Consider the following 22,037-nt stretch of genomic DNA (forward strand, 5'->3'; position numbering starts at 1 on the left):
GCACAAAGAGACACAAAGCATTTTGTCGAAAACGTTTCGCAACAACCACGAGACGCTTGCGCCATCCGTTTTTTCGCTTATAAGATAAAAAGGTATAAAGGCGGCCTGCATAGATGGTCGCATCCGTGATACGCAGCAGATTTTCCCGTATTCTACAAATACCGGTCCTCCAATGATAGCCTGGGGCGATGCCTGATCACACATTATCAGATCCCGCTGCAGATTGATCAGGTGTTTATTAAACCCGGCGATGTGGTACTTGGTGATGTTGATGGCGTTTTAGGCGTACCGAGGGATATTGCCTGTCGGGTTTTGTTGCGTGCCGAATAAATCAAAGCCAATGAGCGGAAGATTTTCGGATGGGTCGGGCAAGGCAAATCCGTGCGCGGGATTGCGGACAGGGGAGGATATTTTTAGCAGGAGGCAGTTTTAAACCCAGTCCGCAAGGCAACCGCCAATTATTTTGGTTTTTGCCGCACTGTTAATCAAAGGCAACGGTAAATGATACATGTGGCCGGCATTGTCAAATAAATTGTTGCCGGAATTGACACTTTCAGGTAGATGTTTTAGCACATATTAATTATATTGCCGGCAGGGAAAAAAATTACAACATTCAACGAACTGCCTCCATGTTTTACATTGCCGACCTCCATGTACACTCTCACTTTTCCAGAGCTACCAGCAAAGATCTTAACTTAGAGTCCCTTTACCAATGGGCGCGTATTAAAGGAATTAATGTGGTAGGAACCGGTGATTTTACACATCCTCAGTGGTTCAGGGAGCTAAAGGAAAAGCTTGTTCCGGACGGAAATGGCTTTTTTAAGCTCAAAAATCCACCCCGGGAGCCGGCCATACCGGGGATAAAAGTAAAGGATATAGACGTGCGTTTTTGTCTGACTACCGAAATCAGTTCTATCTATAAACATGGCGATAAAGTCCGTAAAAACCATAACTTACTATATGCCCCGGACCTCGATACTGTGGCACGACTGAACGCAAAGCTGTCAGCTATAGGTAACCTGGAGGCTGACGGACGCCCGATTTTAGGACTTCCTTCGCGGGATTTATTAAACATTGCCCTGGAAACCTCCGAACAAATGCACCTGATTCCAGCCCATGTCTGGACGCCCTGGTTTTCTACCCTGGGTTCCAGGGGTGGTTATGACAGTGTCGGTGAATGCTTCAGGGACTTGACAGCATATATTTTCGCCCTGGAAACAGGCCTTTCCTCAGATCCGGCTATGAACTGGAAGTGGAGTGATCTGGACCGTTACACGCTTGTTTCCAATTCCGATGCCCACTCTCCTCAAAAGCTGGGCAGGGAGGCTAATTTATTCGATACCGAACTCAGCTACCAGGCGATGTTTGACGCCATAAGAACCCGGCAGGGTTTTGTTGGAACCTATGAGTTCTTCCCCGAGGAAGGCAAATACCATTTAGACGGCCACCGTAACTGTGGAATTGTACTCGAACCTGAAGCCACCGAGCAGTATAAAGGCCTTTGTCCCAAATGCAACAGGCCACTGACCGTTGGCGTATTGCACCGGGTCGAAAAACTGGCCGACCGTGCTTTACCCCAAAAACCTCAGGGCGCGGCGGACTTTCATTATATCATCCCCTTACCGGAAATGCTGAGCGAGATAGAGCACGCAGGTCCGGGTAGTAAGAAAGTATTAAAAGCCTTTCACAAGACCATATCTGCTTTTGGAAATGAGTTTACCCTGCTAAACCAAGTGCCTGTGGAAGATATAGAACGATATGGAGGGGCAGTGATCGCTGAGGCTGTCCGCAGGATGCGTGAACAGCAGATCAGACCGGTTTCGGGCTACGATGGTGTTTACGGGGTCATCCGGATTTTTAATGAAGGGGAAATCGAAAAGCTGCAGGGGCAGCTTAATTTTTTCGGCGCCGCTGCGACAGAACCTGTGAAGCAGCGACAAACAAAAGCCACAACTTTGGTCGGTCGCAAAGAGAAAAAAGCCGATGAACCCCCCGCTCCCCAATTGCTTAATGACGAACAATTATCGGCAAAGCACCATACTTCCGGGGCGGTTTTGGTGAAAGCAGGTCCGGGAACCGGAAAAACCAGCACATTAATTCACTGGATAGCCAATCAGATTAACGGGGCTGGGGTTAAACCTTCCGAAATAATCGCGCTGACATTCACCAACAAAGCCGCCGATGAAATGAAGGAACGTCTGGCCACGCTTGTAGGAGATCAGGCAAGAGGGATCACTGTGGGCACTTTTCATGCAGTTGGCTACCGGTTTTTGCAGGAGAGATACCCTGATTTAAATACAGTGTATGATCAGGAAAGCAGACAACTGGCTTTGAGCATTCTGTTTCCAGAGTTGAAGGAAGCTGCTTTGATAAAGCTAGGTAAAGCATTGGCCGGATATTTTGAACTGGGTGAAAGTGAGGAGGAGCAACACATACAGGAACAGGCTTTAAAATACCGTAATTTTATCCATGAACGGGGTGCTGTCGACCTCTCCGATATTATCTCCCGCCTGTTACAGCTATGGCAAAATGAGCCACAATGGCTGCACCATGTCCACGGTCTTTACAAGGCTATCGCTATCGATGAGTTTCAGGACATCAATGCTGTTCAATACAAACTGATTCAACAATTAGGACAGGGAAAAAACCTGCTGGCTATAGGTGACCCGGATCAGGCTATTTACGGTTTCAGAGGTTCTGATGTAAAGCTTTTTTTCAGGTTTAAGGAAGCATTCAAGGTACAGGAAATCAAACTTGTGCACAATTACCGCTCTACGGCAACCATCGTGCAGGCTGCGGCAAGTCTTATTGAAAATAACAGCCTGAACAGCGGTTTAAAACTGATACCCCATCGACCCGGAAGTAAGAAGATCAAAATCCACCATGCTTCCGATACCATCAAAGAAGCCAAATACCTGATAAAGCAAATTGAAAGTTATGTCGGCGGTACAGAAAACCTGACCATCGGAACCCCTTTGGAGCACAGTGACTATGCTTTTTCCGATATAGCCGTACTTTTCAGAACCAGAAAGGTGGGCGATGAAATTCTGAAGCAACTCCGCAAAGCCGGTATTCCTGCTCATTTTGGCGATAATACTTCCTTCCTGTCCGATCCACCTTTTACGATCGTAGCTGATATACTCAGACTTTACATCAACCACCATGATCTAATGGCGCTGAATGGGATCCTGACCAATGGTCTGGCATGGCCTAAGAAGGAGATCAGAACATTTTTAGGCACACTGCATCATGTAGCGGAAGATTGGATGGAGCGATCATCTTCGGTCCTTAAAACAAACCTGCAACAGGGCTGGGTACGATGGCTGGAATTTTTCCATTCACTTCCCAAGGCTTTTCAAAATAAAGGTGTCGAAGGTGCCTTAAAACTTATTTTTGAAGCATACCTTCCGGAAAACAAATTAAATGATGCTGAAAAACTCAAGCAAGAGGCTATTTTAGATTTGGGCAGGGAGTGTCAGGCTGATGTTCAGGATTTTTTGGAGAAGATGATTCTGAACCCATATACCGATGTAGGCCGTCTCCGCACAGAAGGTGTGCACCTGCTGACCTTTCATGCCGCCAAGGGGCTTGAGTTTCCGGTGGTGTTTCTTATCGGCGCTGAAGAGAGCATCACACCGTTACAACGGGAAGGTGTGGATGTTGAAGAGGAACGGCGGCTGTTTTACGTTGCACTTACCCGGGCCAAAGAAGAATTGCAGATCTGCCATGTGGCCAACCGCAGCCAATATGGCCAGACCAAATCCATGGAGCCTTCCGGATTTATAAGCGAACTTCCCCGGCAGCTCATTGAAAAAATCCACGCCGATGAAAAAAAGGTACCCAAAGAAACCCAGCTCCGGCTTTTGTATTAAACGAATAGATAATATCCTGTGTAAGCCTGTCATGGATTGGGCCTGGCCGTCCTAGCATGGCTCCAAGCCATACTATGACTATCATCCAAATAGCACAAACATCGCATTCGGGCCTTCCCGGCTTTACATCATTTCCAATTACCAAAACCCTGGTCAGCAATTACATTGAAATCCGTAGAGCCGTTGATGGTTAATATATAGTTATCGAATATATAAGACACGCCTCGCACAGATCGTGCATTCAAAACCTCCTTAATATCAACAAAAAAGTCTTGATCAAACGTACCATCCCGGTTTACGCTAAGTATTCCCCCTGTTGTAGGATGATCTGTACTGTTGCCATATCCGAATGTCAACTACCTATTTTGAGTGGTGATGAGTCAACCCCTCATCCAGGATTTAAAAACCGGCACCCTGGCTTTACTGATAAGAACGGTTTCCGGGGTAGGTGGAGCGATCTTCAGAGACAGCCGTCCATTAAAGAAAAACTCCATTTCCAGGATGGCTTTACGATTTACTATGTATTGGCGGTTGGCCCTGAAAAATTGGTTAGTTTCCAATGACTCTTCCAGTTCATCCAGTGTATGATCGATAGGATATAATTGATTCTGATGACTACAACCGCGAACCAGCCCCTCCCGAATATAGAAATAGGCCATGTCTTTGGCAGAAACCGGAATTAATTTATCCCTCAAATGAACCAGGAAAGTGGTGGCTTTTTGCTCTGACCGGATACTACCGAGGATCTTATCCACTACCTCAAGCTCCACGTTTCTTTTATTCAGCTTTTCATATTTTTCCAGGCTGAAAATAAGGTCATCTTCTTTGATAGGCTTAAGTATGTAATCAATACTATTCACCTTGAATGCTTCAATAGCATACTCATCAAAAGCGGTGGTAAAAATGACGGGAAAATCAACTTCCGCTTCTTTGAAGATCTCAAAGGACAACCCGTCTTCCAATTGAATGTCAAAGAAGGCAAGATCAGGATGTTTATTGGAGGAAAGCCACTCCAGGCTCTTCTTAATACCAGGTAAGATGGCCATGACGTTAATGTCAGTATCTATCTCCTTTAACATGAGCCGGAGGTTTTCCGCCGCCGTTAACTCGTCCTCAACGATGATCAGGTTCAGCTTCATAATAAAGGAAGTTTAACTCGGAAATAATGCTCATTTCTTTCAATTTCAATAGTGCTCCCCGCCATGAGATCATATCTTTTCGACAGGTTGGCTAATCCGATTCCGTACCGTACGGTGACTTGGGTCTTTAATTGGAGATCATTCTGAACTATGAGCTTTTGATCATTGGAAACTATACTTACATGAAGGGGTTTGGACTGACTGATCAGGTTATGCTTAACGGCATTTTCTACTAACAATTGCAGGGCAAATTGGGGCAATCTTTTGTCCAGGTGAATATCTTTCACCTCCGTTTTAACCTTCAGGGCATCACCAAACCGGGCCTTCATCATAAACAGGTACGAATCCAAAAAGCGAAGCTCCTCTCTCAGTGTTACTGCTTTTTGCTTTTGATTGTCAACTGTATATCGGAAGGTTTCCGAAAGACTGTTAACGAATTTAATGGCCTCGCGGGAATTGGTCCGGATCAGGCCGGTTAATGAGTTGAGTGCATTAAACAGAAAATGGGGGTCGATTTGTGATTTTAACATCGCCAACTCCGTTTCCACTTTTTCTTTATTAAGGGTGAGGATGCGGATTTTGTCAGATCTCGATTTAATCACGAGGTTGTAGACATAAACCACGATCATCACCACAAAGTCTGTCCCCAAATGCCTGAAAAAGTAGATAGTGAGGTACACTCTTCTGTGTTCCACTTCGAAGAGCCTTGAGGATATTCCGAAGAGTAATACGGTTAAAATTAAGACCAGCAAAATGTTGCTGACGAAATCCAGGCTAACCTTAAGCCAATTTTTCTTAATCCTGAAAAGCTTGTCCTTCCAGTGAAAATTGTATTGAAAGAGCAACAATGAAACCAGAAAGATAGAGATGGCCATATATCGCAAGCGGGTATGGGCCATGCCATCAGGCACAAATTTTTCAAGGCTAAATTGTACTTCCTGGAAGAGTGATATCCAGGGCAACACAAAAAACAATGTGATTAATAAGGAAACACTTATCGATATTTTGGTTTTGGTACTCACTATTTACTCTATAATAACCCGATCAGTAAAGCTTTTTTCACCTCCGGTGAACTTTACGATGTGCTTACCGGGCACTTCTCCTGTTTGTTTAAGATCGATTTTTAAACAGGCTTCGTTGAAAGCCTTCCCTTTAAGATAAATTCTTTTTCCGTACATATCAAATACTTCCGGATTTCCTGTATCAGCGGGCATAGTCGCCGTTACCCTGCCGGCGCTGGAAGGATTAGGAGCCTCATATCTTTTCACCTTTGAAAAGCCTTACTATAGGTGTTATCAATACCTTGAGAGGATTGTGACCTACAAAACCAGTAGTGACACCGTACTCAACTTTTTCCTGCTCTGGCACATAAGTCCCGAATATTCTGTCAAAGAGGATAAGTGTACCTCCGTAATTCTTGTCGATGTATCGCTCATTAGAGGCGTGATGTACCCGGTGTGCCGATGGTGTATTAAAGAACCATCCCTCTAAAAAGGGCAGCTTTCCTACAATTTGGGTGTGGAGAAATATTTGGTAAAACAAGCTGAAAGCTAATGACCCAATCACCACTGTCGAGGGAAACCCAATGAACACCAGCGGAACATAGAATACAATACTGGTAAATTTACCCAGCCAATGCAGTCTTCCGGCTGTCGATATATTCAGCCAGGGACTTGAATGGTGTGTGTGATGCAAGGCCCAGAGAAATGAAATCTCGTGGCTCAAACGATGATACCAATAGTAAACCAGTTCCGATAATAGAAAAGTCACGATTACCGTAAATACATTGATCGGTATTTCAAACAGCCTGATGGGCTCCACCAAACCAAAAAGCCAGGCTCCCCAAGCCAACGAGAGAGGTTTAATCAGTCTTCCTCCGAAAATGATAGTAAAATTGGCCAGTGAGTCTTTCCAATTATAAATGTCCTTCTTTTTATATATTGACCACAGAATCTCGATGACCATGGCAGCAACATATATGCCCAAAAAAATTCCTAAAGTTTCCATTTTTTTCCTTTTGTTTTTTAATGTTCACCATCTATTGGCCGAAAAACCATGTAATTATTCGGTGCGATCTTTTACCCGTTTCCATTTTTTCGCTTTTCCTTAAAATCTTCTTTCATCTCGGCCTGGAATTCCTTATAGGCCTCATATTGTTGATCGTCCAATACCGTTTTCATTTCCTTGTCCCTGGTTTTACTCAGGTTTTTCCATTCCCTGTACTTGACGAGACGGGTTTTATTTGACTTCCTTAATTCACTCAATCCCTCGAAATAAATCATGTTGATTTCCTCCACTTTTTCGGATTGCTTTTCGGTAAGGTTCAATCGCTCCTGATAAGTCTCATATCTCGCCCTGGCTTCGGCTTTCTCTTCTTCGGTCAATCTCGATCCCGTTTGTGCCTTGACGGTACTTGTCATTACTATTACTGCGAGTAGCAATAAAATCTTTAATGTATTTTTCATTTCTTTTCGATTTAAAGTGATTTTCTATGTTTTGTAAATTTAACGTTGCTTATTCCTGTTCTTCCCTGAAATCATGGTGAAGCTGAAACTTCGACCATTCATGCTGACATTTCAGGATGTGAATTTCTGAGCGTATTCGTTACCCGTCATCGGGAAATCGTAGGACAACCTCAGAGATCTTGCCGGCCCTCAGAATTTTAAGATGGAAGACCTTCCTTTCATTATCCTTCATGAAGAAGATCGATCTGATCAGCTCGATGATGCTATCTTCCGAAATAATCGATATGTTGTTTACCTCCAGAATGATATCACCACCGATAGTTATGGTTTGCCCTTTAAGATTTAATGGCACATTACCTCCTTTGAGATCCGCCATAAAAGCCGGAGATAATGCTACCACGCTTTGGATTAAAATACCACCAGGCTGAGGGACATTGAGTAATCGGGCCAGTTCTTCATCTACCAGAACACCATTAATACCGGTCCATCTGCGATCACTATCTATCACCAGTTGACGGGTAATATTGCTGGTGGCGGCAAATCCGATTCCATCGAAACCACCTGACTCCGTCAAGATGTGACTCACCAAGCCAATGACTTCTCCGTCCATATTAAACATTGGACCGCCGGAGTTGCCCTGATTGATAGCAGCGTCGGTTTGGAAAAACTCGGCAAATGTAAATCCGGCCATCCGTGATTGTTCCAAACTGATCCCGCTGATGATCCCTTTGGAAAGAGAAAATTCCAGTCCATACGGCGCTCCTATCACAAAAATATCATGCCCTACATCAACCAAATCCGAATCTCCGAGTTTGGCCACCGGATAGGTCCCGCGGTAATAAACCAATTTAATAAGGGCCACATCAGCTACCGTGGCAAGACGTGAAATCTTGGCGGGAAACGTCTCGCCATCATGAAATGTTACCCGGATATTTTCGGCGTTGGTTACTACATGAGCGGCGGTAAGGATATCTCCCTGCTCCGAAATTAGTACCCCGGATCCCTGGGAGCCCAGGTAACTGACGTGACCGTCACTGTCTTCTACCTTTTCATCTGTTTCTATCACTACTACGCTGGGACTCACTTTTTGGTAGAGCTCGCTTAATGATTGACCGAATAGGAAATCTGGCGCTGATATGGCTACTATAATGATCAAATGCTTCATAGTGTCCGAATATTTTTTAAAATGAAAAGACCAGACGACCGGTAATGCCCCTGGTCTTCATGATGGCTGTTCTAAGAATCAAGATGTTTTGTTAATTTCTCCGGTTTTCATATTGAGCGTGTAAGTTCCCCCATTGGTGAATGCTACCTCGGTGGCTTCCGGATCGCTGAAATTAATGGTGCCTTGAAACGTCTGACCATCAGTATCGATCTGGCTTCCTGATAATTCAAATTGCGACGTGCCTCCCACCAAATCGCCTGATGATTTATCAACCTTCAGGTCGGTAAAGCTCAGGTCGACGGTAATGAATGCCGAAGGTAATTCGTCGGTCTTGGAATCCCAGTCGGAACTCCTCTCATACACGCCGCTTAGATTGTAAGAGGGTTCGGAATTATCAATATCTGTTACGGTCCAGATACCGGAAATGTTAGAATCAATATCAGACCGCAACGTGGTGAGCTGCTGTTCCGCTATGAATGAATAACTCACAGAACCACCTTCACTATCACAGATATAGGAGTACGTCTCAGTAAAATCGTAGCTATATGAAATAGTCCCATCAGAAGAAGTTTCATTGATGATACCCGAATCCTGGGTTTGACTCCCACACAACAAGTTATCGGCCACTTCTTCACTAAACCGGATCGCATTGGATGAAAACCCATAAGTGTTTACTGATAATATCACTGCGACAAATTCTGCAGCATCTTCCTCGTTGACCACAAATACTACCGGTTCGTCGTCATCATCGCTGCAGGAGGAGAACAGAACGGCACTCAAGGTTAGTGCCAAGAGCATTAGCTTAAATTTCAACTTCATGTTTGTTGTTATTTTTTTCATCTTTCAAAACTTTTATCCAAAATTACGTGGCGTTTAAGGTGACCTTTTTGAATAATCTTGTGAAGCTGAAGAATCGAAGGGTGAAGTTCCCATAGAAGGGGTTGAAATTAATTGTCAGAACCTTGAAATGGCAAAATCCGAAAATTTTGCTAGCTTGAAAATACCCAAGTTTGGGTATTTCCGGATTGGTAACTACCTATCCCAAACAATCTACTTAATTGGAGCCCGGTTTGCTTAGTACGATACTGATTTCGTATCAACGGTCAGATAGTAATCCGTTAACTATACCACTGCTATGGTTTATAAATGGGGTCGAACGCTAATTTATACTTACTAAAGGACGGCCTGTCTTTTAGTAATTCCAATTTATTCTTTTCACATATTTTAAGGATTACCTGTTCTTTTTCATCCTCAATGCTCGAACCTAAAAAAACCTTGCTTTGGCAATTCATCTCATAAATTTTGCACAATCGATCTATCAATTTCTCGTGGGCGACCCACGGCATTTTTGATTTTAAAATTTTGATAGATTTTGGTTTTGGGTGAATCTTTAAGAGTTTCCTGAATTAGCCTTATTGTTTTTTCGAAACTTTTACCTTTTTTCATGGGTGGTGTTGGCTAATTTCGTAATAATAGCGAATCGATCATTTTTTTCGACTTTTTCGTGCCTTTTTTGCTGTTCAAACTCTTTTGATCCGGTCAAATTCCCATTCGCTTTCGAATATTACTTCTATCGGAACGTAAACCTTGCCTCCAAGCCTTTGAAAATTAGGAAGTGTATCTTTTTCACAATGGATAACATAAAACATGGCGTTGCGGTAGGTATCAGTCCCAACTATGATACCTTCTACATAACGATCAGGGATATTCAGAAAATCGTATGCTCTCATTTTATGTGGCCCCTTAAATTGATCATCATATTTTAACTTTTGCATCACAGCAGTAGATCTTAATTAGTTAATAGCATGTTTCTCGCGATGAGCAACTATATGCCCATTTAAACCCTTCACTGAATTAAATCCTATTCCACATTCCTGGCGCTTAAAGACCCGTTTTCCTGTTTACCGGGTCCGTTGATCGTAAACTGCTCAGTAAACAAGTAAATGGAGATTACCAGCATTTCAATAATGCCAGCAAATCCAAATCAATAACCTAAGGAGAGCAGAAAGTCAGTTGTATTCAACGACATCGAGTTGTAATTTTACAACCTACTAATTTGTAATCTTACAACCCCAAAAAGCACTTTGGAACAACCCTGGAAATTAATATATTTGGCTTATGGAACATAGAACCAAAACCCCATCGAAACACCTGGGAAGAAAGATTATGCAAATGCGTGAACTACTGGGTATCCGGCAGGAAGCAGAGGCCGAAAAGTTAGGTGTAAGCCAGCAGGCAGTGTCTAAAATCGAGCAGAACGAAAATGTGGACGATGCTATGCTGGAAAGGGTGGCTAAAGCAATGGGAGTTAGTGCTGAAGCGATTAAAGATTTAAATGAGAAAGCAACCGTTTATAATATTGTTCATAACAGTTCAATCAGTGGGTCTGTAAGCGGGCAGAACTATAACTGTAATTTTAATCCATTTGATAAGTGGGCGGAGGCCATAGAAGAAAACAAAAAATTGTATGAGGCACTCCTGGAAAGCGAGCGGAAGAGAATAGCTTTATTAGAAAAACTTTTGGAGGAGAAGAAGTAACTTTTAAACTTTAAAAGTGAGGCAAATTAAATGTGAGACTGTAAAATTCCGCCAAGCAAATCATCCATTGATTGAATTACAATGATTCTTCTTCACAGTTATGTCCAATTATTTTAGGAATAAAATTTGAACTCCCCAGCAAGGAGACAGCCCGAATTTCTCGTTTACGTTCTTGCCAGACTATCGTTTGTCGGAAATACTTTATTTAAATACTACCTTACCATGCTGATCATGAATAGCAGTGTAGACCTCCTTCTGGCCACCTTTTTTAAGGAGATTAATGTTGGTAAGCTCATTTATCATCAATAACGATTTAGTTATGTAGCTGCTACATACCTCCTTCCAGTGTATTATTTCAATACCCAAGAAAAATATGAACCAGGCAGCTTAGATTTTTTGGCTTTTTTCTTGAGTTTTTGTGATTTAATATAAAACTGAATCATCCTGACCGACATTTTTATCCTCCTCTTCTCAAAATGGAAGCAAATACAACTAGGTGACCTTATGTAAAGATGGCAAAAAACTTGTTTATTTTCAGTATCCAAATTACAAAAAACAGGCCGTAATTAGTTAAACATTTTGCGGTTCTCCCCACTATTTAACGCTCTTAAAACGACCCTCCGAATTTTAAAATCGCTTATTTTAGCTTGTTTATGCCGATTTGGGAATGATAGAGGCTGGTCTTTCTTTGGCTCATCAACGGAAAGTCGCAGGTTAAAGTCCTGCCCCGCTATTGCCTGCCATGCCAAACCGGGGTGGCAATTTGTCCCGAAAACCATAGGCCCATGATAATCACTGTGCTCGATAAAAAACATAATGTGCACGAACACAATTGTTAAAAATCACTAGGATTTGTAAAAAAAAATTGGTTTATTGCTTGCTAATATTAACCCCAATGGATGATGAAGATTAAATTTAGCCAGGATGCCTCCGCCACTATGCTTGAAAGGATGCCCGTAATCATAAAAGCCAGTGAGGAGGCCGCATGCCTTGACGTAGCCGACGCTATTGCCAGGTTGATCATTAACAAACAAAAGAACAATCAAACCGTAGTATTAGGCCTCGCCACGGGAGTCACGCCCATCAAAATTTATCAGGAACTGGTGAGAAAGCACCGGGAAGAAGGGCTGAGTTTCAGGAACGTAGTGACTTTTAACCTCGACGAGTATTATCCCCAGAGTAAAACTTCCAAGCTCAGTTATCATTATTTTATGCATTACCATCTTTTTGATCAGATTGATATTCCTGCTGAAAATATCAACATCCCGGATGGCGAGCTTGACAGCGATAAAATTGCAGACTATTGTAAGTTTTATGAGGAAAAAATCGATGCTTACGGTGGCATTGATATTCAAATCCTGGGTATTGGGCGAACCGGGCACATCGGATTTAACGAACCCGGATCAAGGGAGGAGTCACTAACCCGGCTGGTCAAGCTGCACCCCATCACAATCATGGATGCTACCAGGGAATTTATCCGGGAAGATCTGGTTCCCAGAAGAGCCATTACCATGGGCATTAAAACGATCAGTAAGGCCCGCAAGGTGTACTTACTGGCCTGGGGTGAAAAAAAGGCCCCCATCATTAAGCAAGCCATAGAAGGCCCCGTTTCTGAGGAAATCCCGGCCACATTCCTGCAGCTCCATCCAAATGTATCGGTTTTGATAGACCCCGATGCTGCGGTTGAGTTAACAAGAATCAAGACACCCTGGGTGGTTTCAGTAGTAGACTGGGACATCGATATAGCCAAAAGTGCTGTGATCTGGCTGGGGCAAAAATTAAAAAAGCCTATCCTGAAGCTGACCGAGGATGACTACCGCAAAAATGGCCTGGGTGACCTGCTGGGCTTTGCCGGGGATTCCCAGAAGCTGAATGTCAGGATTTTCAACAGCCTGCAGCATACTATTACAGGATGGCCGGGCGGAAAACCGAATTCCGACGACACACACCGGCCTGAAAGAGCCAATCCAGCCAGGAAAAGAGTGGTCATTTTTAGCCCACACCCCGACGATGATGTGATTTCGATGGGTGGCACTTTCAGAAAACTGGTAAAGCAGGGCCATGATGTGCATGTCGCGTACCAGGTTTCGGGAAATATCGCTGTGTTTGACGATGATGCCCGGAAATATGCCGAATTCATAAAGGATATTTCCGGCGCTCTGGACATCGCTGCGGGGGAATTTTCGAGGATTCATGATGAATTGGTGGAAGCCATCAATTCGAAAGAAGAGTCGTCGAAAGATACAAAACTGATGCGTTCCGTCAAAGGTTTTATCAGAAAAGGTGAAGCATCGGCGGGCGCCAGGTTTATTGGGTTGAAGGACGAAAATATTCACTTTTTAAATCTTCCTTTTTACGAAACAGGTGAAGCGAGAAAAAATGGTTTGGGACAGGAGGATATCGATATCATTAAAGAACTGTTGACCGCAGTTAAACCGCATCAGATTTTTGCCGCAGGAGATCTGCGGGATCCGCATGGTACACATAAAGTTTGCTTTGATGCTATCCTCATGGCCCTTGAAGCATTGAAGCAGGAGGCATGGATTAAAGACTGCTGGTTGTGGATGTACCGCGGGGCATGGCATGAGTGGGAAACCGATGAAATTGAAATGGCCATCCCTTTAAGCCCTGTAGACTTGATGTATAAGAGAAAAGCGATCTTCAAACACCAATCCCAAAAAGATACCCCTGTATTTCCCGGAAACGACCCAAGAGAATTCTGGCAAAGGGCTGAAGACAGAAACCGCCAGACCGCACAATATTTCGATCAGTTGGGTTTAACAGAGTATGAGGCTATCGAGGCTTTTGTAAGATATCATTATTAATCATTATTTTTGGGCTGAAATATTCTAAAATTCTATGGATGAAGTTGTAGTAGGAATAGATATCGGGGGTACTGTAACTAAATTCGGACTGGTGACGAAAACAGGAAATGTGGTTTTACTGGATCGTATGCCCACCACCGGTTTCGATGGTTTTAATGATTACTTTAAGACACTGGTGCACAAAATAAGTGTAATGACCGGAAAGATGTCCGATCGTGTGACAGGGATTGGTATAGGAGCCCCAATGGGAAATTTTTTGGAGGGAAGTATCGATATGGCCACCAACCTGGGTTGGGGTAAAAAAATTATGGTGGCAAGAACGTTTTCCGAATTCTTTAATAAACCTGCCTTTTTGACCAACGATGCCACCGCTGCCGCCATCGGCGAGAAGACCGGCGGAGTGGCTAAAAACATGGATGATTTCCTGGTAATCACCCTTGGAACGGGCCTTGGCTGTGGTATCTATGTGAATGGCACGGTTTTGCATGGAAAACATGGTTACGCGGGAGAGCTGGGGCATGTTATTGTCGACCCAAAAGGAAGAAAGTGCAATTGTGGCAGGCGGGGATGTCTTGAAACTTATGTGTCAGCATCCGGGATTATGAAATCAGTCAGGGCGTTTAAAAACAAAAAGCTTTTTGAAGGCAGTGTTTTGCATGATCGGACTGCCTATCCGGACAGTAAAGCAGTGGCCCGGGCAGCGGCTGCAGGGGATCCTTTGGCAGAATATGTTTTTGAATTTACCGGGAAGGTATTGGCCGATGCATTAGCAAACATTATCGCGATGTTTAACCCGGAAGCTATTATTCTTTCAGGAGGCCTGGCCAATGCCGGTAACCTGCTTATCGACCCTTTGGAACAATTCCTCAATCAAAAAGTGTTGACCAACCTGTGTGGCAAAACTAAAATACATATCTCAAAACTCGACAGTGAGAAAATAGCTGTAATGGGTGCTGCCTCTTATGCCTGGCAAATGATCAATGATCACAGCCATAGTAATTCCCTGATGGTGTGTTGACAGGGGACATTCCCCTGAATTGGAATGATCATCGGAAAATAATTATTCACCGATTCGGTGAAATATTGTTGTTATTCTGCAAAAAATAATCACATAAGATATTGTTTTTTTATAAAGGAGTGATAAGTTAGCCTTTTTAACTGTAAACGGATCATAGGAACATGCTGCAAAAGATACTTTTTGGCTGTTTATACCTGCTGACATTATTGATTTTCATCGGATGTAAGGGGCCTGAAAAAAAAACCGATACTCAGTCATCGCCGAATATCATACTATTTTTGGTGGATGATATGGGCTGGCAGGATACTTCAGTCCCTTTTTGGTATAAAAAAACGGATTTCAACCATCGTTACCGGACTCCTAATATGGAAAGGCTGGCCAGTCAGGGAATGAAATTCACCCAGGCATATGCTACACCGGTTTGTTCTCCTACACGGATCAGTCTTATGACCGGCATAAATGCTGCACGCCATCGCGTAACCAACTGGACACTGCACAAGGATAAATTGAAGCCGGCAGAAACCAGCCATGCCACGCTTGATTTTCCGCGCTGGAATGTAAACGGCATGACACCGGATTCAACCATTGACCATGCTGTTTACGCTACTTCTTTTCCTGCTCTTTTACAACAGGCAGGCTATTACACGATCCATGTCGGTAAAGCCCACTTTGGCGCGATTGGCACCCCGGCAGAAAACCCTTTAAATATTGGTTTCCATATCAATATTGCCGGTCATGCAGCCGGAGCACCGAAGAGCTATCTGGGAAGCCAAAATTTTGGCAATACAGACGAATTTAAAACGAGTCCCTGGCCCGTACCGGGACTGGATAAATATCATGGCAAAGACATATTTCTGACAGAGGCCCTGACCCTGGAGGCGCTTCAGGCGCTGGAAACCCCCGTCAAGCAGAAACAGCCTTTTTTTCTTTATATGTCCTATTATGCGGTACATACCCCTATTATGTCCGACAAGCGTTTTTTGCAAACCTACCTTGAAATGGGACTGGACTCCGTTGAGGCCAGCTATGCCACCCTGGTAGCGTCGATGGATAAAAGTCTGGGTGATCTGATGGACTACCTGCAGGAAAAAAAAATCGAGGATAACACGATTATTCTCTTCATGTCTGACAACGGAGGGCTCAGCGCCGTAGCCAGGGGCGGGGAGCCTCATAGCCATAACCGGCCTCTTTCAAGCGGTAAAGGATCAATCCATGAAGGTGGTATAAGGGAGCCTATGCTGGTAAAATGGCCCGGAGTTGTCAAACCTGAAACAGTCAATGATAATTACCTGATTATTGAAGATTTTTATCCGACTATTTTAGAGATGGCTGGTGTACAAAACTATCAGGCTGTGCAAAAAATTGATGGTCAGAGCTTCGTCCCTTTACTCAAGGATACCACACCAGGTCAAACAGACCACAGGCCTTTATTCTGGCACTATCCGAACGACTGGGGAACTGCAGGGCCCGGCATAGGCGCATTCAGTGCGGTTAGGTTAGGAGATTGGAAATATATATATTATCATCTCGATCAACGTATTGAGCTTTTCAACCTGAAAGATGATATAGGGGAATCTGTTAACATGGCCGGGTCGGAACCGGAGAAGGTGGCTGAATTGGCTGCTTTGTTAACCTTACACTTAAAGCAAACGAAAGCACAGATGCCTTCATTCAAATCAACAGGTGCCCCGGTGCCTTATCCTGAACAAATTTTAAAATAACTACGCAAATAATGTATTATTTTCCCAGATTACTGCTTATTGTTATAACTACCACACTCCTGATGAATTGTTCAACCCGTCCGGCCACCAATCCGGATGAAGAAGAATGGCTCCAATTATTCAACGGACAAAACCTTGATCACTGGTCCATAAAGATCAGAGGCCAGCAACTGGGGAAAAATTACAAAAATACCTTTCTTGTCGAAGATTCCCTGCTGAAAGTGCGCTACAATGAATACGATAGTTTTCAGAATGAATTCGGCCACTTGTTTCATGACCGGGAGTTTTCACACTATAGACTGAGAGTGACTTACCGGTTTGTAGGCGATCAGGTGGAAGGTGGTCCCGGCTGGGCTTTTCGAAATAACGGTCTTATGTTGCATGCCCAATCGGCCGAAAGTATGGGACTGGATCAGGACTTTCCGTTATCACTGGAAATGCAACTGCTGGGTGGGAATGGAACGACACCACGTGCCACCGCCAATTTATGCACCCCCGGCACCCACGTGAACATGGCTGATACCTTGTTTACCCCCCACTGTATCAGTTCATCTTCCGAAACTTTCCATGGCGACCAATGGGTGGAAGTGGAAGCTTTGGTATTAGGCGATTCCATCCTGCAACATATCGTGGGAGGGCAGCCTGTTTTAACTTACACCCGGCCGGTAATAGGAGGGGGTAATGTCAGCGGTTTAACCCCTGAAAAAACCACCCTCAGCGGCCCGGTATCCAAAGGCCATATTGCCATTCAGGCCGAAAGCCATCCCACTGATTTCAAAAAAATTGAAGTGCTGAACCTTTGTGGCTGCATGGACAAAAAAGCCACCAATTACAAAAGCTACTATCTAAAAGCCGACAACGAACAATGCCGGTATGAATAAAATTGGCATGAAAATGAAAATAAAAATGAAAATGGGGGCGGGGATGTAATCCAAAACTTTTCATTTTTATTTTTACCTTTACTTTCCCTCCCCGTTCGTGAACAGGGGTTTTGAATTGCCAAATAATTATCTTATATTCCTAAGCTTTCACGCAATACTTTTCTGATCAGTAATACAAAGATGATAGGCATCAGTCAGGGAAAAAACCGTCTTATGGTGGCAGTTACCCTCCGGTTTATCGGGCTGGGATGGTGTGTTTTTATTTGGGGGTGTCAAAGTGAACCGGCAATGTATTTAACCGGGGGGCTTTTTATTCCGGATAATTTTGAAGCGGTAGTGGTAGTCGACAGTTTGCAGGGAAAAGCAAGGGAAATAGTGGTCAATGACAATGGTGATGTTTATGTTAAGTTACGGTATTCCTTTGAAGATGGGGGTATAGCTGCCTTGAGGGATACAGATGGGGATGGAAGGGCAGATATTATAAAGCGGTTTGGCGATTATGAACATAAAGGTAACTGGGGTTTTCAAACGGCTGTAGAAATCTATAACGGCTATCTCTATTTCAGTACCGAACTGGCGGTTTACCGTTACCGTTTAACGCCTGGCCAACTGGTACCTGACAGTGAGTTAGAATTAATAGTTTTGGACGATCATGAGCATGGGGATCATGAACACAACGGAAAGCCCATAGCCTTTGATGACGAGGGTCACCTGTACGTACCTTTTGGTGCCCCCTCCAATGCCTGCCAGGAACCGAAAAGAACACCTGAACAGCCCGGTCTGGATCCCTGTCCGGAGCTTGAAGATCATGCGGGAATATGGCGTTTTAATGCCAACAAAACCGGCCAGACTCAAAAAGACGGCTACCATTTTTCGACTGGCATTAGAAGTGTAGTGGCTATGGATTGGAACAGCGAGGACAGAAACCTGTACCTGGTAATGCATGGCCGTGATGACCTGTTGCGCTTATTCCCAAAGCTGTACACGCCCTGGGAAAGTGCCATGCTGCCTTCCGAAGAGTTTTTGAGAGTGACGGAAGGTGCTGATTTTGGTTGGCCCTATTGCTATTATGACCAGTTGCAGGAGAAAAAGGTGCTTGCGCCGGAGTATGGTGGGGATGGTGACTCAATCGGGAGGTGCCGGGATTACGACCTTCCGGTCATGGGATTCCCCGGGCATTGGGCGCCTAACGGACTGTTGTTTTACACCGGGGATCAATTTCCTGAACGATACAAAAATGGGGCATTTGTGGCTTTTCACGGATCGACCATCAGGGCGCCATACCCGCAGGCTGGATACTTTGTGGCCTTTGTCCCCTTTCAAAACGGCTTGCCTTCGGGAGAGTGGGAGGTATTTGCTGACGGTTTTGCCGGGGTGGATACGATCGTAAATGTGAGTGATGCCGTATACCGGCCCATGGGACTGGCCATGGGGCCAGATGGCTCATTATATATAAGTGAAACAGAGAAAGGTAAAATATGGAAGATCACCTACCGGGGCAATAAAGATGATTTTGGGGAAAAACAACTCGCGGCTATGGAAAAGAGAAAACAAAGGCCCCACCTTAAAACCCCCCATGAACAGGAAGATAACCTGATGAAAATTCTGGCAAATGCCGGCGAAGGCTTGTACTTTCAATATTGTGGTATTTGTCATCAGCGGAATGGCAGAGGCGCCCCGGGCCGGTATCCGCCGCTGCGGGGTACGGATTGGGTTACTGGTAACAAGGAGCGATTAATCAGCGTGGTTTTAAATGGTTTGGAAGGTGGTATTGAGGTAAATGGGAAGCAATATAACAATGTTATGCCTCAACACAGCTTTCTTCCTGATGATGAAATTGCAGATATTTTAACTTACATAAGACAAAATTTTGGGAATGAAGCCAGTGCGGTTTCCGAAAATGAGGTAAGACAGGTAAGGGCTTCTATGGAATAAAGCATAAAAATGATTATATTATTTTTTTAACTTAAATATTGCTGTTTTGAATAGTAGGATAGGTAAAAAATACTTCATTAAATGCCTGTTACCGGTATTGTGGTTGGGTTGTCAGGCTCCCCGGGGTGGCGAAGACAGTAGGGAAGCAAACCTGTACCGGAGCCAGGATTTTACCGCGCCAGGCGAGTTCACATCAGGTATTGAAGGGCCTGCAACAGATGGGGAAGGGAACATTTATGTGGTAAACTACGGCAGGGAAGGCACCATTGGGAAGGTAAACCGTGATGGAAAAAGCAGCCTTTTTATAAACCTGCCCGACAGAAGCACCGGCAATGGGATTCGCCTCGATAACCAGGGAAATATGTTTGTGGCTGACTACACCGGCCACAATGTGCTGAAAATAAATGTTTTTTTAAAGGAAATCGATGTGCACGTACACAGTGACGGAATGAACCAGCCTAACGATCTGGCTATTAGTAAAACCGGTATAATCTACGCCAGTGATCCGGATTGGCAGGCATCTACAGGTAACCTGTGGCGGATTGATACTGACGGGTCGCTGACGCTTTTAGAGGATAATATGGGGACTACCAATGGCCTGGAACTGAGCCCTGATGAAAAAATCCTCTATGTCAATGAAAGCGTGCAGCTCAAGGTATGGGCATACGATTTGTCGCCGGCTGGCGAGCTATCGGGAAAGCGGTTATTCATCGACTTCACGGATTTTGGGATGGACGGCATGCGTTGTGATGTGAAAGGAAATATTTACATTACACGCCATGGTAAAGGTACAGTGGCTATGGTTTCACCTGAGGGAAAAATATTGCGTGAAATTCGGTTGAGGGGCAAAAAACCTTCAAACATCACCTTTGGCGGTGAAGACGGTAAAACCGCTTATGTGACTTTGCAGGACCGGGGTAACCTCGAATCTTTCCGGGTTGAATACCCGGGAAGGGAATGGAAGTTGCGCCAAAAACAATGATTAAAAACCGATATATAATACTTGCAAGACAGCTCCAAATCCTGGGTTCAGGTTGTGACCGGCGTCAAATCCCGTTCCGATACCAGCCTGGGTTCAGTCTCTGACTGAAGCTGGAAATGGATGAAGTTTTTAACTTCAGTGAGTCGGGTGTAGACTAAAAACCGGCTCGATTTTTACGCATAGATTAGTCATAGTAGTCATAGTATGGCTAAGAGCCATGCTATGACTGGTAAGGGATTAATTAAATTTAAAGGATGACAAAACTTACCCTCTTTTTTACGGTACTCAGCTTTCATTTTATGGGTACAAAATCGCAGCCGTTTGATATGCTTTTAAAAGGTGGCCATGTTATTGATCTCAAAAACAATATCGATGGCGTAATGGATGTGGCCATTTCGGGAGAAAATATAGTCAGGGAGGGATATTCCTTCTGCCGATGCCGCCAGAACAGTGGATGTCAAAGGCTTGTTGGTGGTGCCCGGATTAATTGACATCCACGCTCACAACTTTTTCGGCACCGAAGAAGATGCGTACTTAAGCAATAGCTATACCGCCGTGCCACCCGATGGTTTTAGTTTCCGGTCCGGGGTAACTACCATTGTAGATGCCGGTGGAGCTGGTTGGCGCAATTTTAAAGTTTTTAAAAAACAGACCATTGACCACTCCAAAACCAGGGTTTTATGTTTTCTGAACATTGTCGGCGCAGGCATGAAGGGTGGGGCGGTGGAGCAAAACCTGGCAGACATGGACGCCAAGCTGACGGCTATAGAGGCCAGGAGGTACCCCCAGTATATCGTAGGGGTGAAAGTAGCGCATTACCAGGGGGATGAGTGGGCGCCGGTTGAAAGAGCCGTGGAAGCCGGAAAACTGGCAGATATACCAGTGATGATTGATTTTGGAGGAAGCCAGCCTGCGTTGTCGCTGGAAACACTGTTGCTGGAAAAGCTCCGGCCCGGAGACATTTTCACCCACACTTACGCACATGTGAACGGCCGTATGCCAATCGTTGACCGAAAAGGTAAGCTATACCCCTTTGTGCCGGAAGCGCAAAAACAAGGAATCGTTTTCGATGTAGGACATGGTGGGGGAAGTTTTATATTTGAGCAGGCCATTCCTGCCATTGAACAGGGGCTGAAGCCCAACAGTATCAGCACGGATTTACATACAGGCAGCATGAACGGAGGCATGAAAGATATGACCAATGTGATGTCAAAATTTTTGAATATGGGATTAACAGTGCAGGAAGTGGTCGAGTGTGCCACCATCAATCCGGCCGTTATTTTAAAACGGCATGAACTGGGACATTTAACCCCGGGTGCTGTCTCTGATGTGGTCGTGTTAAAGATAGAAAACGGAAAATTTGGTTTTGTGGACACGAAAGGATTTCGAATGGATGGGAACAAAAAACTGGTCTGTGAACTGACCATCCGGAAAGGAGTGGTCGTCTGGGATTTAAATGGAATTTCAAGGCCTCATTGGGAATAAGATCATACTTT

Annotated in this window: 20 protein-coding genes; 11 read left to right on the forward strand and 9 right to left on the reverse strand. The window is 44.3% G+C overall.

Annotated features, from left to right (window positions below; genetic code table 11):
- Positions 1 to 195: 195 nt before the first annotated feature.
- The gene (locus AC04NP_RS27135; protein WP_482863264.1) at positions 196 to 330 is read left to right on the forward strand and encodes a hypothetical protein; all 135 of its coding nucleotides are present in this window, start codon (positions 196 to 198) and stop codon (positions 328 to 330) included.
- Positions 331 to 629: 299 nt separating this feature from the next.
- Positions 630 to 3,872, forward strand: coding sequence for a UvrD-helicase domain-containing protein (locus tag AC04NP_RS27140; RefSeq protein ID WP_482863221.1), 3,243 nt, complete (start codon positions 630 to 632; stop codon positions 3,870 to 3,872).
- Positions 3,873 to 4,000: 128 nt separating this feature from the next.
- Here AC04NP_RS27140 and AC04NP_RS27145 read toward each other — a convergent pair whose 3' ends face one another.
- The 9 genes from AC04NP_RS27145 to AC04NP_RS27185 form a co-directional block, all read right to left on the reverse strand.
- Positions 4,001 to 4,228, reverse strand: coding sequence for a hypothetical protein (locus AC04NP_RS27145; protein WP_482863222.1), 228 nt, complete (start codon positions 4,226 to 4,228; stop codon positions 4,001 to 4,003).
- 24 nt (positions 4,229 to 4,252) lie between these two features.
- A complete protein-coding gene (locus AC04NP_RS27150; RefSeq protein ID WP_482863223.1) occupies positions 4,253 to 5,011 on the reverse strand; it encodes a LytR/AlgR family response regulator transcription factor in 759 nt (252 codons plus the stop codon).
- Positions 5,008 to 6,033: a sensor histidine kinase gene (locus AC04NP_RS27155; protein WP_482863224.1), complete on the reverse strand. Its 1,026-nt coding sequence runs from the start codon at positions 6,031 to 6,033 to the stop codon at positions 5,008 to 5,010. The genes AC04NP_RS27150 and AC04NP_RS27155 overlap by 4 nt, the downstream gene beginning before the upstream one ends.
- Positions 6,034 to 6,036: 3 nt before the next feature.
- Positions 6,037 to 6,279, reverse strand: coding sequence for a T9SS type A sorting domain-containing protein (locus AC04NP_RS27160; RefSeq protein ID WP_482863225.1), 243 nt, complete (start codon positions 6,277 to 6,279; stop codon positions 6,037 to 6,039).
- Positions 6,266 to 7,018, reverse strand: coding sequence for a sterol desaturase family protein (locus AC04NP_RS27165; protein WP_482863226.1), 753 nt, complete (start codon positions 7,016 to 7,018; stop codon positions 6,266 to 6,268). The genes AC04NP_RS27160 and AC04NP_RS27165 overlap by 14 nt, the downstream gene beginning before the upstream one ends.
- Before the next feature lie 71 nt (positions 7,019 to 7,089).
- The gene (locus AC04NP_RS27170; protein WP_482863227.1) at positions 7,090 to 7,476 is read right to left on the reverse strand and encodes a hypothetical protein; all 387 of its coding nucleotides are present in this window, start codon (positions 7,474 to 7,476) and stop codon (positions 7,090 to 7,092) included.
- A 139-nt stretch (positions 7,477 to 7,615) separates the two neighbouring features.
- Positions 7,616 to 8,641: a S1C family serine protease gene (locus AC04NP_RS27175; RefSeq protein ID WP_482863228.1), complete on the reverse strand. Its 1,026-nt coding sequence runs from the start codon at positions 8,639 to 8,641 to the stop codon at positions 7,616 to 7,618.
- Positions 8,642 to 8,719: 78 nt separating this feature from the next.
- A complete protein-coding gene (locus tag AC04NP_RS27180; RefSeq protein WP_482863229.1) occupies positions 8,720 to 9,460 on the reverse strand; it encodes a hypothetical protein in 741 nt (246 codons plus the stop codon).
- Positions 9,461 to 10,161: 701 nt separating this feature from the next.
- Positions 10,162 to 10,416 carry a hypothetical protein gene (locus AC04NP_RS27185; RefSeq protein WP_482863230.1) on the reverse strand — a complete coding sequence of 85 codons (255 nt, stop codon included), beginning with the start codon at positions 10,414 to 10,416 and terminating at the stop codon, positions 10,162 to 10,164.
- Positions 10,417 to 10,759: 343 nt separating this feature from the next.
- Here AC04NP_RS27185 and AC04NP_RS27190 point away from each other — a divergent pair, with 343 nt between their 5' ends.
- The 9 genes from AC04NP_RS27190 to AC04NP_RS27230 all read left to right on the forward strand — a co-directional run bounded on the left by AC04NP_RS27190 (position 10,760) and on the right by AC04NP_RS27230 (position 22,026).
- Positions 10,760 to 11,179: a helix-turn-helix domain-containing protein gene (locus tag AC04NP_RS27190; RefSeq protein WP_482863231.1), complete on the forward strand. Its 420-nt coding sequence runs from the start codon at positions 10,760 to 10,762 to the stop codon at positions 11,177 to 11,179.
- 899 nt (positions 11,180 to 12,078) lie between these two features.
- Positions 12,079 to 14,004, forward strand: a complete 1,926-nt coding sequence (nagB, locus tag AC04NP_RS27195; protein WP_482863232.1) for a glucosamine-6-phosphate deaminase — start codon at positions 12,079 to 12,081, stop codon at positions 14,002 to 14,004.
- 34 nt (positions 14,005 to 14,038) lie between these two features.
- Positions 14,039 to 15,022 (forward strand): ROK family protein, encoded by a 984-nt coding sequence (locus AC04NP_RS27200; protein ID WP_482863233.1) that lies wholly within the window; start codon positions 14,039 to 14,041, stop codon positions 15,020 to 15,022.
- 161 nt (positions 15,023 to 15,183) lie between these two features.
- Entirely contained in the window at positions 15,184 to 16,743 is a 1,560-nt protein-coding gene (locus tag AC04NP_RS27205) for a sulfatase (RefSeq protein WP_482863234.1), read from the forward strand.
- Positions 16,744 to 16,805: 62 nt separating this feature from the next.
- Positions 16,806 to 17,624 carry a 3-keto-disaccharide hydrolase gene (locus tag AC04NP_RS27210; protein ID WP_482863235.1) on the forward strand — a complete coding sequence of 273 codons (819 nt, stop codon included), beginning with the start codon at positions 16,806 to 16,808 and terminating at the stop codon, positions 17,622 to 17,624.
- A gap of 180 nt (positions 17,625 to 17,804) precedes the next feature.
- The gene (locus AC04NP_RS27215; protein WP_482863236.1) at positions 17,805 to 19,559 is read left to right on the forward strand and encodes a PQQ-dependent sugar dehydrogenase; all 1,755 of its coding nucleotides are present in this window, start codon (positions 17,805 to 17,807) and stop codon (positions 19,557 to 19,559) included.
- A gap of 46 nt (positions 19,560 to 19,605) precedes the next feature.
- Positions 19,606 to 20,541 carry an SMP-30/gluconolactonase/LRE family protein gene (locus AC04NP_RS27220; protein ID WP_482863237.1) on the forward strand — a complete coding sequence of 312 codons (936 nt, stop codon included), beginning with the start codon at positions 19,606 to 19,608 and terminating at the stop codon, positions 20,539 to 20,541.
- A gap of 254 nt (positions 20,542 to 20,795) precedes the next feature.
- Positions 20,796 to 21,032, forward strand: coding sequence for a hypothetical protein (locus AC04NP_RS27225; RefSeq protein ID WP_482863238.1), 237 nt, complete (start codon positions 20,796 to 20,798; stop codon positions 21,030 to 21,032).
- Positions 20,992 to 22,026, forward strand: coding sequence for an amidohydrolase/deacetylase family metallohydrolase (locus AC04NP_RS27230; protein WP_482863239.1), 1,035 nt, complete (start codon positions 20,992 to 20,994; stop codon positions 22,024 to 22,026). The genes AC04NP_RS27225 and AC04NP_RS27230 overlap by 41 nt, the downstream gene beginning before the upstream one ends.
- Positions 22,027 to 22,037 lie beyond the last annotated feature (11 nt).

This window comes from Agaribacillus sp. DX54 (assembly GCF_056858335.1).